Source organism: Leptospira fletcheri (assembly GCF_004769195.1).
Classification (GTDB): Bacteria; Spirochaetota; Leptospiria; order Leptospirales; family Leptospiraceae; genus Leptospira_B; species Leptospira_B fletcheri.
In genome coordinates this window covers 18,379-30,896 of the sequence record NZ_RQET01000001.1, presented here as the reverse complement: position 1 = coordinate 30,896, position 12,518 = coordinate 18,379, and the positions used below count along the sequence as shown (strand labels likewise).

At 48.0% G+C, this 12,518-nt stretch carries 11 protein-coding genes; 4 read left to right on the top strand and 7 right to left on the bottom strand.

Annotation, left to right across the window (positions count from 1 at the left end; all coding sequences use genetic code 11):
* Window positions 1-3 precede the first annotated feature (3 nt).
* The 4 genes from pbpC to EHO60_RS00115 all read left to right on the top strand — a co-directional run bounded on the left by pbpC (window position 4) and on the right by EHO60_RS00115 (window position 4,941).
* On the top strand, window positions 4-2,118 hold the full coding sequence (pbpC, locus tag EHO60_RS00130) for a penicillin-binding protein 1C (RefSeq protein WP_135766145.1): 2,115 nt from the start codon (window positions 4-6) through the stop codon (window positions 2,116-2,118).
* Window positions 2,119-2,184: 66 nt separating this feature from the next.
* Window positions 2,185-2,988, top strand: coding sequence for an AAA family ATPase (locus EHO60_RS00125; RefSeq protein WP_135766144.1), 804 nt, complete (start codon window positions 2,185-2,187; stop codon window positions 2,986-2,988).
* Between the two features lie 9 nt (window positions 2,989-2,997).
* A complete protein-coding gene (locus EHO60_RS00120; protein WP_135766143.1) occupies window positions 2,998-4,188 on the top strand; it encodes a VWA containing CoxE family protein in 1,191 nt (396 codons plus the stop codon).
* A gap of 99 nt (window positions 4,189-4,287) precedes the next feature.
* Window positions 4,288-4,941 (top strand): hypothetical protein, encoded by a 654-nt coding sequence (locus EHO60_RS00115; RefSeq protein WP_135766142.1) that lies wholly within the window; start codon window positions 4,288-4,290, stop codon window positions 4,939-4,941.
* A 46-nt stretch (window positions 4,942-4,987) separates the two neighbouring features.
* On the opposite strand, the gene EHO60_RS00110 is transcribed toward EHO60_RS00115, so the two are convergent.
* The 7 genes from EHO60_RS00110 to EHO60_RS00080 all read right to left on the bottom strand — a co-directional run bounded on the left by EHO60_RS00110 (window position 4,988) and on the right by EHO60_RS00080 (window position 12,394).
* Complete coding sequence (locus tag EHO60_RS00110; protein ID WP_135766141.1) at window positions 4,988-5,545, bottom strand: YceI family protein; 558 nt, start codon at window positions 5,543-5,545, stop codon at window positions 4,988-4,990.
* Window positions 5,546-5,554: 9 nt separating this feature from the next.
* Complete coding sequence (locus tag EHO60_RS00105; protein ID WP_135766140.1) at window positions 5,555-6,286, bottom strand: hypothetical protein; 732 nt, start codon at window positions 6,284-6,286, stop codon at window positions 5,555-5,557.
* A gap of 158 nt (window positions 6,287-6,444) precedes the next feature.
* Window positions 6,445-7,176, bottom strand: a complete 732-nt coding sequence (locus EHO60_RS00100) for a SprT-like domain-containing protein (protein ID WP_135766139.1) — start codon at window positions 7,174-7,176, stop codon at window positions 6,445-6,447.
* Window positions 7,177-7,179: 3 nt separating this feature from the next.
* Complete coding sequence (locus EHO60_RS00095) at window positions 7,180-9,171, bottom strand: ATP-dependent helicase (RefSeq protein WP_135766138.1); 1,992 nt, start codon at window positions 9,169-9,171, stop codon at window positions 7,180-7,182.
* Window positions 9,172-9,178: 7 nt separating this feature from the next.
* The gene (locus EHO60_RS00090) at window positions 9,179-9,649 is read right to left on the bottom strand and encodes an FKBP-type peptidyl-prolyl cis-trans isomerase (RefSeq protein ID WP_135766137.1); all 471 of its coding nucleotides are present in this window, start codon (window positions 9,647-9,649) and stop codon (window positions 9,179-9,181) included.
* A gap of 125 nt (window positions 9,650-9,774) precedes the next feature.
* Window positions 9,775-10,110, bottom strand: coding sequence for an LIC14007 family protein (locus tag EHO60_RS00085; RefSeq protein ID WP_135766136.1), 336 nt, complete (start codon window positions 10,108-10,110; stop codon window positions 9,775-9,777).
* Between the two features lie 259 nt (window positions 10,111-10,369).
* Entirely contained in the window at window positions 10,370-12,394 is a 2,025-nt protein-coding gene (locus EHO60_RS00080) for an oxidoreductase (protein ID WP_135766135.1), read from the bottom strand.
* Window positions 12,395-12,518: the final 124 nt, after the last annotated feature.

Genomic DNA, 12,518 nt, shown 5'->3' with positions numbered 1-12,518 from the left:
CGCATGAGAACTGCTTGGATTCTTCTTTTATTTTTTCCTTTCGCATGGATCGGAGCGGAGGAATCCGGGAATTTTTTTTCGGAAGAGATTCGGTCTGGCAGAATTCCTAGTTTCTCCGAAGTCAAATCCGCGACGTTTTCTACGGAAGGGATCTTATTGGATAAAAAGGGCATCCCTTTGCAGAAGATCCGGCTCGACCATAAGTTTCGTCGTCTTTCTTGGACGGACTCCTCGGAAATTCCGGAGACGTTGGTCCTGGCTTTGATTGCCCAAGAGGATCGGAGATTTCCGTTTCACGGCGGAGTGGATGTGAAATCCGTTTTGGGGGCTATCAAGGATAGGATTTTGGGCGGTCCGAAACGAGGAGCCAGTACGTTAACGATGCAGCTGGCAGGACTTCTGATCGGTTCGAAGCCGGGAAGAAGATCCTTCTCCGAAAAATGGGAACAGATGAAGGTCGCCTGGAAAATCGAGTCCTCATGGTCGAAACAGGAAATCCTAGAGGCTTATATCAATCTGATTCCGTTTCAGGGAGAATACGTAGGAATCCGAGCCGCATCCCGAGGACTTTTCGGTGCGGATCCGTCCTCTCTCGGTCCGGAAGAAGCGATCGCGTTGGTAGCGCTGCTCCCCAATCCGGGGAGTTCTCAAAAGAGTTGGGTTCGGCGAGGTTGTTGGCTTTCTTCCGCAATCGGAAGAAACGATCTTTGTCAACCCGTCCGGGAGATCATTCCCAGTCTTTCCCAAAAAAGGAATCGGAAAGAGCAGGGGCCGTCCTTGGCCTACCATGCCGCTCATAAGATCTGGTCCGTCGGAGACGGGGGAGTCGGAACCTCTGAAAGTTTCCGTTCCACTCTAGATGCGAACCTGCAGATCTCGGCGGGAGAAGCTATGAATCGTGTTCTTTCCCAAGTAAGCGGGAAAAACGTGAAAGAAGCGGGGATACTCGTCGTAGAAAACAGAACCGGCGCAATTTTGGTCTATCTAGGAAATTCCAAATCTTCTCGGGAGAGTTTTTTCGTAGATGCGATCCGAGCCAGAAGGCAAGCGGGCTCCACCTTAAAACCCTTTTTGTACGCCTTGGCTTTCGAAAAAAATATTCTGACTCCGGAATCTTTGCTCATGGATCGACCTAAGGAATGGGAATTGGTCGGAGGATCCTATAAGCCGGGGAATTACGAGGACAGATATAACGGTCCTGTTCCGGCAAGGATCGCATTGGCTTCTTCATTGAACGTTCCTGCCGTCCAGGTTCTGGATTGGACGGGTGTGCCGGAATTCGTATCCAGATTAAGCGAATTAGGTTTTCATAAACTCAAAAACCCCGATCATTACGGATTATCCTTAGCTCTCGGGACGGCGGATGTCACTCTTTGGGAGCTCGTGAACGCGTATAGAACGCTGGCGAACGACGGTTTGTTCGGCCTGCCCACCTTCGATCCTGAAGAGGCGGCTTTGAACGGTCAGTTCTGGAAAGAAGGAGAAACGGATCGTTTTCGTAGGATTTATCAGCAGGACGCAGTATTATCCGTAAAGAAGGTATTGTCCTCGCGAGAAGATCGGGCTCCTACTTTCGGTTGGGAAAATCATCTTTCGACCCGATTCTTTACGTTCGTTAAAACCGGAACTTCTCAGGACATGCGAGACAACTGGTGCATCGGTTCCAGCGGGGATTATACGGTAGGCGTGTGGATGGGAAATATGAGCGGAGAACCTATGCACGATGTCAGCGGGGTGACCGGGGCCGCACCGCTTTGGAAGGAGATCATTACCATTTTGGAGGAAGGGAGACCTTCTATTCTTGCCCAAAATACAGTTCCTAACTCGAAACCTTCGCTTCCGATCCCTTCCGTCCGCGGAGGCGGCAGTGTACGGATTCGCTATCCGGAATCCGGAAATCTGTTCGCTTTGGATCCGGAAATTCCGGAAGAAAACGAACGGATCCGTTTCGAAGCAGGACCTACAACTTTGCCTCTGGAATGGATTTTGAACGGAGCCAGTTTAGGTACGTTCGAAGGGAATTCTTACGATTGGAAACCGAAACGCGGAAAATTCCTGCTCTCGGTCCGCATTCCGGGCGGCGCCATTTTGGATACGGTTGCCTTTCAGGTAAGATAAATCGCGTACGAAATTCTCTTTTAGAAAGCGGCCGGGCGTCCAATGTAGGTACAGGAAAACATCTCCATGATTCAAGATCAAACTTCCTCCGAAACCTACCTTCTCTCAGAGACACTTGAGGAGGCGGTGAAAGTTTCGGAAATCACTTCCCGTCCGCTCCTACTGAAAGGGGAACCTGGGACGGGAAAATCCCTTTTGGCAGAATACCTCGCGCAGAAGACGAATCGTCCTTTGTTCACTTGGCATGTTAAGTCCACCTCCCAAGCGAAGGAAGGTCTGTATTTTTACGATGCTGTCTCCCGCTTGAACGATTCCCGGTTTGCCGAGGATACCGACAAGGTAAAGAGAATCGAAAATTATATCCGGCTCGGCGCTCTCGGACAGGCCTTCGATTCTCCGGTTCCTTCCGTGGTCTTGATCGACGAGATCGATAAGGCAGACATCGAATTTCCGAACGACCTTCTTTTGGAATTGGACAGGATGGAGTTTTCGATCCAGGAAACCGGCCGAGTCGTCAAAGCAAAGATACGCCCCTTGACAATCATCACCTCGAACAACGAAAAGGAATTACCGGCCGCGTTCCTAAGAAGGTGTATTTTTCATTATATCGATTTTCCCGAACCCTCCTTTATGAGCGATATTGTTAAATCACATTTTCCTAAAATAGATACGGAACTTATAAAGCGAGCCTTGGAGGCTTTTTACGTGATTCGAAGGATGGACGATATGAAGAAAAAGCCGGGGACCAGCGAACTCTTGGATTGGATTCAGATTTTAGTCCATATGGGAGCCGACCTTTCCGCCGAGGAAAAGATTCCGTATCTAGGAGCCTTGGTAAAGAACGAAGAGGACTTACGTCTTTTCCGTTAGGAGTTCCGCTTGTTTTTTCCTTTCTTTTATAAGCTGAAAGTAGCCGGACTTCCGGTCTCTACGATAGAGCTTTTGGATTTCCTAAAGGCAGTAGACGGGCTGACGGGTACCAAGCCGTATTTGAGTTTGGAGGAATTTTACAGGGTTTCGCGTCTTTGCTTGGTCAAAGACCTGCGGCATTATGATACCTTCGATCAGGTGTTTTCGGAATTATTCGGAGATCGCGGTGTATTTCGAGATTCTTTGAGACAGGAAATTCTGGAATGGCTTTCCAAAATATTCGAGAACCCGAACAAGCTTCCTCCGAGTCTGGTTCCCCCCGAAAAACTTTGGGAGGAATTTCTGGACCGATTGAAGAACCAAAAAGGGGAACATCACGGTGGGAACCGATGGATCGGCACCGGAGGTTCTTCCCCGTTCGGTCACGGAGGCGTAAATCCTCAAGGAGTGAGGATCGGCGGCCAAGGCGGAGTACGTTCTGCGGTATTCCAGGCGATGGAACGCAGATACAAGGACTACCGAACGGACGAACAATTGGATGTGAGACAGCTCAAGGTGGCGTTGAAGAGGCTCCGCAATCTACGAAAAGACGGGGTTCCGCAATTTCACCTTCCCAAGACAGTGGACGCTACTTGCAGGAATGCCGGGGACATGGAATTGGTCTTCGATCGGATGCGGAAAAACGGGATCAAGGTTCTGCTTCTTATGGACACCGGCGGGAGTATGACTCCTTACGCGGACCGTGTGAGCAAACTATTCTCCGCCGGTCATCAGATGAATCATTTCAAGGAGTTCAACTATTATTATTTCCATAATTCGATTTACGATTGTGTTTATCCGAAAGGAGATTTGAGATTTCCGATTTCCCTGAAATCCGTATTCAAGAAGCATAAGGAGGACACGAAGGTGATTCTTGTGGGCGACGCTAGTATGGCGCCGTACGAATTATTGGATCCGGCTTACGGCTTTTATCACTCCAGGTTTCGAAACGACCACAGATTACCGGAGGATCCGAAATCGGGTCTGGACAGTTTTCAAAGGATCAAAAATCATTTTCGGGACAGTATCTGGGTGAATCCCGAACCGAAGAGGTATTGGGACGCGCCTACCGTCTATGAAATCAGGAAAGTATTTCCCATGTTTTTTCTAAGTATAGACGGGATAGAAGCTGGGATCCGTAAATTGTTGAACCAGCAATAGGCCCCGATATACGTTGTCATGTACGCGGTCCTGAATTCGCTCGTTCGTAGATTCGATTCGTCGTTGCAAAATAAATTCCCTTTTTCAGACTGTTCGGGGATGAAAAGAATCGATATTCACTTTCGTATTTTTGCGTTCATTCCTTTCCTTTTTTGCAGTTGCGCTTCTCTCTTTGTGGACGGCAAGCCTCCCTCCGATCTGAACGATCTGAAATATAAGTATACGTTCAGTTTCGAAGAGAAGAAGAATCGACCCACGGAGATCTTCTATCGTTTTCACGAAAACCTTGCCGGTCTTTACCAAGATTTTGCCCGAAAAGAACACCTCAGTTTTTCCGTTGCGGATAACAAAATCGTTAACGGATCGATGATTACGAATACGGAAGAATCCGGCGGGCAATGGATCCAACATCAGTATAAAGTCAGTATCGATCGAAAAAAAGGATTTATAGAATGGGTATCTCCCGAGTCCGTCGTACTGATCAAAAGATGGAATCTTGAAATGAAAGTGGCCACCATTCTGCGCTTTTACGTTTCTAAAAATTCGATCCGAGAGGAATTGACGATTGCATTCGGGAGCGAGCGGGACTATAAAGCGGCTTTATCCGAAAAATCGGATGAAATCTGGAGAAAACACAACCAACGGGAAATGGAGAATGCATTCTTGATCGCGGATTATTTAGTTACTTCGGGGCAAATTTACAAAAACCCGGCGGAATGGAATATTCATCCTCTTCGTGAAAGGATTCGATAAGCGAGCACCGCCGGGTTTTCGTTAGCTGCTCGTAACGCAATCGGTCTTAGGGTTTCAATAAAAAGGAGAATTCGATCTCCACTTCTTCCTTTGCTTTGACGAACAGAACACCCGGCGGATCCACGTTGAATTCCTTCATCTTGATCTGGAATTTTCCGGAAACTTCTATCTGACCATCCCCCTTATTCAGCACGGAAACTTTCGTTTTGATCTGTTTTGTGACTCCGTTTATGGTCAGGTTCCCAGTGACGTTCCAACCTCCTTCGATCGGATCGATGGAAGTGGAGGTAAAGCTTACATTCTCTTGCTCCGGGTAACCTAAACTTTCCAGAATATGCGAATCTCGGTTCGGATCTCCGGATTGAAAATCCTTTAAGGGAGCCTCGATCTTCACCGACTTCGGAATCTGCACACCGATTCCCCCGGTGAAATAGGTTGCCGGAGTCACGTTTACGGTTTTGCAGATTCCGTTCACCGTTTTGAAGGGATGGACCACCGTGAATTTCAGGTTCCTTTCTGAGATCTTCAGATCCTCGGCTCTTAAAGCTGCGGAGAACAAAAATACGAAGCTGATAAGAATCGAAAAAGATAGGGTTCGTTTCATGAGTTTTCCTTAAAAGTAAAAAGTAGCAATCGATATCGTTAATGCTGCAAATCCTGTCCAGCCCACCGCTTCCATCCTATGAGCAGCGCCAGGTCCTTGTTTCGGAATTTCCTGTCCGAGAAACGGCAAGGCCAACATTGCGGGCAAATGGATCCAAATCATTGCCTTATGAGTGAAGATTGTGGTGAGACCCGGTTCGCGTACTAAAGTATTGCTCGGTGCCAGAAATGCAAAGCCTGCCGTGAGGGCGTATAGTGTGAAGGTAGTTCCCGCCAGTGCTTTGTGGGTGCTTCCGCCAGGATCTCCATCCCAAGGAGATGCGTGCAGGATCAGATTGTATGCCAAAAAATTTTGTTGAGGATTGGAGAGAAGCACGAAATCCGCTAAGGGCTGGTATTCTCGATGCAGATGAGAGAGAGATCGTTCTCCCGCCAAATTCGTTGCGAGCCAAGAAGCCCAGGTTAAAAATCCCAAAGTCTGGTGCCAATTCAGTAGACTCCGGCGGAACTCGAGACGTTCTCGGTCTTTTTTCTTGGAGGAGGAATCGGAAGGAGTCTCCAAGCGAATCGAAGATTCTTCATTACGGAACGAAGGGGAATAATTTCGGTAATCCGGAGTCAGCGAATTCCCTCCGGTGAAGGCGAACGGATCGAAGGAGTAAGGGGAATTGGAAGAATACGATTGGCTGAAAAGAGGAAAAGCTGTCAATAAGAGAGCCGGGAGGAAAAGAAGCCGTTTCATTTTTATCACTTCCCTTCATATTGCCGGTTTGGGAGTAAGATGAAAAGTAAAAAAACAAAAAGGGAATGAAGGATAAATAAATCGGTGAGAACTTCGTGTCCGACTGAATTTTCGGGATGTAGCTATTTCTCTTTTAAGTACGATTCGGAGAATCGAAATCAATTTCTACGGGATTTGAGAAAGAACGGAAGCACTGCCATTTTAGGATATACCGTTTTCAACCAGCGGTTTGCTTCCCGGAAATATTCGAATTCCCTTTCCTTTTTTTTGAATTCGGGGCCGTGTATTATATTTCTGCTCTTCCATCTTAGCACAGGGTAAAGGTGATGTAGGATTTCATGATGAACGATATGATCGATCACGAATTCCGGAACTTCCGGGCGATCTAACACGGGGCTGATCCGCACCGTTTTCGTTTCCCTATCGTAGGTGCCGAGTCTTCTTTTTCCCATACGTGGAGACCACTCGATCCGCATTCCTTCTAGATCGTCCTGTTCGAAATATAAGGAACGGATTCGCGAGAAAATTCTTTCTAGATCGTAGTGTTTTCCCCGGGGAGAATAGATTTTGGTCCGACGCGGCTTGTAGGATTGTCCGTTCAGATAGTTCTGCACGGATTCTTTCCAATCGGAATTCTCCGCCCGACCTAGAATCCTGGAAATCAGAAGTTTGGCTAAACTTTCCGCTGTGGCTTGGTCGGCCGCCAGGAAGGATTCGTGGATCTTTCCAAATAGGGTACCTTTTTTCCAAAGGAGAGAACTGCCTCCGTTTCGGTAGGGATAAAATTTCAGCTCCACTTTTTTGATTTGGGGAGCGGACCTTCCGGAAAATTTCGATAGGGAAATCCAGGTTTCGTAAAGTAGAGTATTCCAATCCACGGCACCGTTCATTCTTTAAGATCCGAAAAAATCCCTGATTCTTTTAACGGTCTCGCTTTCCGGCGATCCAGTCCCGGAAAGATTTTGAAGTCCAGGAGGACCACCGGAGGTTTTTTTTCCGTCGTAAAAACGTTTGTCGAGTACTTTGTCCGGTTCTTTCAGCTCTTCGATAAAACGGGAAACGCGGTTGAACGTATTTCCTCCTCGAGAGAGGGAGGTTTGAGGGTAGGTGAGAAGAAGATTTTTTCTCGCACGGGTAATTCCCACATAGAACAATCTTCTTTCTTCCTCTATATTTTTTTCCCCTTTTCCGGAGGGAAAAGAGCCTTCCGTTACGTTCAGTAAAAATACCGTATCGAATTCCAGCCCTTTCGCGGAATGGATCGTGGAAAGCACTAGTATTCCTTCTTCTTCGTCTTCCGGAGTCAGTTTTTCCAGACTACGCGTCGGGCCGTCCAGGCTCATTTCCACTAGAAATTCGTGAAGGGTTTCGTATCTCTGGGACAGAGTGAGAAACGAATTCAGATCCTCGAATCTTCGTTTCGGATCGTCGTATTTCTTTTCCAAAAGAGGTTTATAAAATTCTAAGAATCTTTCCAACGTGGAGATCAGGTTCCCTTCCGAGGAAAGCAAGCTAGAGAGTTTTTCCAGGGCTGTAGTCGTAGATTTTTGGCGCTCCAATACGGCGGCGAGATTTCCGGAAAGGATTTTCAATTCGCTTAATAGGACTTTGGCCTTTGCAGGTCCGATACCGGATAAAAGCAACAGAACCCGCAGCCAAGACACAGAGTCCATCGGGTTTTCCCTGATCCTAAGGAGTGCAAGGAAATCCTTTGCATGCGCGCTCTCTACGAATTTTTTTCCTCCGAATTTTTGGTAGGGAATGTTTCTGGAATTCAGAACCAATTCGAGTTGGTTGGAATTCCAACCGGAGCGGAAAAGTACCGCCATCTCGGAGAACAGGATTCCTTCCTCTCTTCTTTCCAGAATCCGGTCCGCGATTCCTTCGGCCTCTTCCAGCTCGTCGGAGAAACCCAATAGCATGGGTTTTTGATGGTCCTCGTTTTTGGTATAAAGGTATTTTTCGTATTTCTCGGAGAAATTGAGCAGCACTCCGTTCGCTAAATTTAAAACGGAAGGGGTGCTTCTATAATTTCTTTCCAGATAAATCGTCTTAGCGTTCGGAAAAATCTTCGGAAAATCGAAGATCCCTTTGACGTTCGCTCCACGAAACGAATAGATACTTTGCGCATCATCACCTACCACGAATATGTTTTCGTGCTCGGAAGCGAGCAGACAGGCAATGTGCGCCTGTAATTTATTGGCGTCCTGGTATTCGTCTACCATCACGTATTTGTACTGTTCGGACAGCTTTTTGCGAACGGTATCGTGCTCCGACAATAATTCCCTTACGAAAAGCAAGAGGTCGTCGTAATCGAGCAAGGACCTTTCCTTCTTATAAGATGCGTAGTCCTGGAATATCTTCTGAATGGAAGGTTCTTGGTCTAGGAATTTGGGATATTCCGATTTTAGAATGTCTTTGAGTTCTCGTCCCGTGTTGATAAAAGAGGAATAAACGGTTGCAAGAGTTTCGTTGGCGGGAAATCGGTTTTTTTGGTTCGCGTATTCTCCCTCCGAGCGGACGAACTGGAATACGTCCGAAGCATCCGTCTCGTCCAGTATGGAAAATTGCGGGGAAAACCCGAGAACGGGAGCGTACTTTCGAAGGACATGAGCCGAGAAGGAATGGAAGGTTCCGGCGTGGACTTTGGAGCATCGGCTGTCCAGCAGAGCTACGGCCCTTGTGGACATTTCACGTGCCGCTTTCCTCGTAAAAGTCAATAAAAGGATGTTTTCCGCCGGGACTCCAAGGGAAACCAGCTTGGCCAAACGATGGACTAGAGTTTTGGTCTTTCCCGTTCCTGCGCCTGCAACGAGAAGCACCGGACCTTCGGTGGCTTCTATGGCTTCTTTCTGTTTTTCGTTCAGTTCTTCCGGGGCGGTCATGGACGAATTAATGGTGGTGGTGTCCCCCCTCGCCATGAACGTGCCCGTGTGTCACCTCTTCGTCCGTTGCCTCTCTGGTATTTATGATCTGCACGTCAAAGACAAGATCCACTCCAGCCAGAGGATGGTTTCCATCCACGATAATGCTTTCCCCTTTGATTTCGGTGATCGTATACACCGTATCGGGTTCATCCGTCTGGAACATCATTCCGACGGTAAGCTCTTCGTCCTGCGGGAATTGGCTTTTGGGGACGTCGAAGATCAATTCCGCATTCTTCTTTCCGTAGCCTTTGTCCGCATCCACAGAAATGACCTTCTTATCTCCGGCCTTGAGATGTTTGATTTCTTCCTCCAGACCCGCGATGATTTGGCCTACGCCTTCCAAATAGGAAAGGGGATGACTTCCTTCCGAAGAATCGATTAGATTGCCTTGCTTGTCTTTTAATGTATAGTGAAACGTAACGACTCTTGGATTCATGAGATTGGAAGCTCCAGTTTAGGGGGGTTCCCCGGGATTCGGGATAGGAAGGAAAGTTTCCACTACCGTCTAAACGGTAGTTTATTCCTAGACGGTGTCGGGACAATCAGATTTTTTACCGGCGGTCAAAAGTCGTAGGAAATTTCCACACCGAAGTTTTCAAATTCCTTGATGAATTGCTCCACTCGGTTCGCCAAAAAAAACCAAGAATCACGATGGATGATGTCTTCCAAATAATTCAGGAAGCGACCGGAGTTGCTGCTGGCGAAAGCGGCATCATCCGTGTAATTCAAAAGTATGGTAAAGGAAAGACAGCGCAGTACCCGGTCTTGTGCGGGTAATTCCCGCAGGGCGGGTAGCTTTGGTTCCTGCAGAAGTAATCTTACTTTGGAATTGCCTTCCGTGACGTACAGGTTGTAGTCTACGGAATTAGGAACTCTTTCTGCCGAATAAACCTTCATTTTACCGACCTAATTTTTTTCTTCCTCTTCGGAAGGAGGGAAACTCGCGCGAGAATGCGACAAAAGCCGGTTCCTATTTAGGACTATCCGCGTAAAAAGTCAACGGTAAAGACTAAAAGTTTGCCGAGAGTGAGTCATAAAATGAAAATCGAATTCCGAAACAATTTACGATTTTCTTGTAAACTCCGTTGGGCTTTCGTCGTCTAAAGCTTTCTTCCGTATCATACCAAAATCGAATGTTTTTACTAATCTCTTCGCCTTAGTTCTGTTCGGTGCCGATTTTCGCCGCGGCAAGATATCCTTCTAACATGGCTCTCTTGGCGTCTATTCCGGAAGCGTCCTTGGCTCCTCCGATCAAATAGCTCGGAACATTCGGTCTCTCTTTTCGGAACGACTCATACAGGGAGACATCGCTGACTTGCCCCGCGCAAAGAATGATTGTATCACATTCTAACGTTTTGACTCCGTCTTTTTTGGTCTCGACGACTAATCCTTGGTCCGTCACTTCCTTGTAGACGAGAGAGGTATGGAACTCCACTCCTTTGGACTGCAGTTCCTGCAACAAGGCCCAAGAAGTGGTTTGGCCTAGGCCTGCTCCGACTTTTCCGTTCCTTCTGAGAATAGAAACTTTCCGTCCCGATTTTTCAGGAATGATATGCGCTTCCGTGTAGGATCCAACGTTGTATCTCCGGAAGTAGGTGGGGATGTCCGGATCTTTCTCCTCCGTCAAACGATGTGCCACGTCGACTCCGATGCCCCCGCCTCCGATGATCGCTACGGATTTTCCCGGACGGAAACTTCCGTTCAGGAATTCCACATAGCTAGCATGCGGTTTCTTATCTAGGCCTGGAAGTTTCAATTCCCTAGGAAGTACACCGGTGGCAAATATCACCGCGTCCGGTTTCAGTTCCTCCAAAAGGGCGAGGTTTGCACGAGTATTCAGGCGGATGTCTACTCCTAATTTAGGGAGTTCACTACGAAAGTAGCGGACGGTTTCGAAGAATTCGAATTTTCCGGGGATAGAGGCCGCCAAGTTCAACTGTCCCCCGAGTTTTTCCGAAGCTTCCAAGAGAATCACGGAATGTCCTCTAAGTGCGGCGACTCTGGCGGATTCCATTCCTCCCGGACCGGAACCTACGACGACGACCTTCTGTTTCCGGGCTTGGGGAAGTCGGCTCCAATCCAATTCGCGATTGGCTCCGGGATTTACTAGGCAGGATACCATCTCTTCCTTAAATGTATGATCCAAACATGCTTGGTTGCAGGCGACGCAAGTGTTTACTCTTTCCGTTTCGTTGGCGCGGATTTTGTTCACGATCTCGGGATCCGCTAGGAAGGGACGAGCCATACTTACTACGTCGGCTTCTCCGGAGGACAATACCTGAACGATGGTTTCTGGCATATTGATCCGGTTGGATGCGATAATGGGAATGCCAGGGACGGCTTGTTTGACCTTATGAGAAATTTTCGCCCAAGCTCCGCGGGGAACGAGCTGGGAAATCGTAGGTATCCTGGATTCGTGCCAGCCGATCCCTATGTTGAGTGCGTCCGCTCCTGCGGCTTTCAGTTCGTTTCCGAGTGCGGCCACTTCTTCAAACGTGGGATTTCCGGGAATCAGGTCGATTCCGGACATCCTTACGATTACCGGAAATCCAGGTCCTACCTGTTTCCGCACTTCCTTCATGATTTCGACGGCGAACCGGCGTCTATTTTCGGGAGATCCGCCGAATTCGTCCGTTCTCTTGTTCGTCACTTCGGAAAAGAATTGGTTTACCAGATAACCTTCGGAAGACATGATTTCCACCGCTCGGAAGCCGATCTGTTTCGCTCTCAAAGCGGAACTCCCGAAATCACGGATCGTTCTCCACGCATCTTCCGTAGTGAGCTCTTTGGGAACGAATCGGTTGATCGGAGCCCGGATGGCGGAAGGCGCCACCAATTCGCGAAGGTAAGCGTATCTTCCGGCATGGAAGAGTTGTGCGCAAAAAATTCCCATGGGTTTCAGGGCGCTTGCCACTAGTTCGAGTTCTTTGCAGTCCTCTTCTTTTTGGAAATCGAAAAAGATATTCGATCCTTTGCCTTCTTGGTTTACGGCGATTCCGCCGGTGGTGATGAGTCCGACTCCGCCTTCAAAGCGCTTTCCGTAAAATGCGGTCATCCTGTCCGCGGTGGCAGGCAACCCTTCCAATCCGAGGTGCATGGACCCCATAATGATACGGTTCGGTAAGCTTTCAGATCCGATTTGAATGGGTCGAAAAATGGAAGAAGTATCTAATGAGGACATAGATCGTACTGGCTCCTTGCCCGTTCTGAACAGAACGAGTGTTCTACTAAGTGAATGTTCGAGACGGAAAAAATTCCCGCAAGGGTTTTTTTCGGTTTTTTAGGGGTCTGAACGTTGTTCGTTT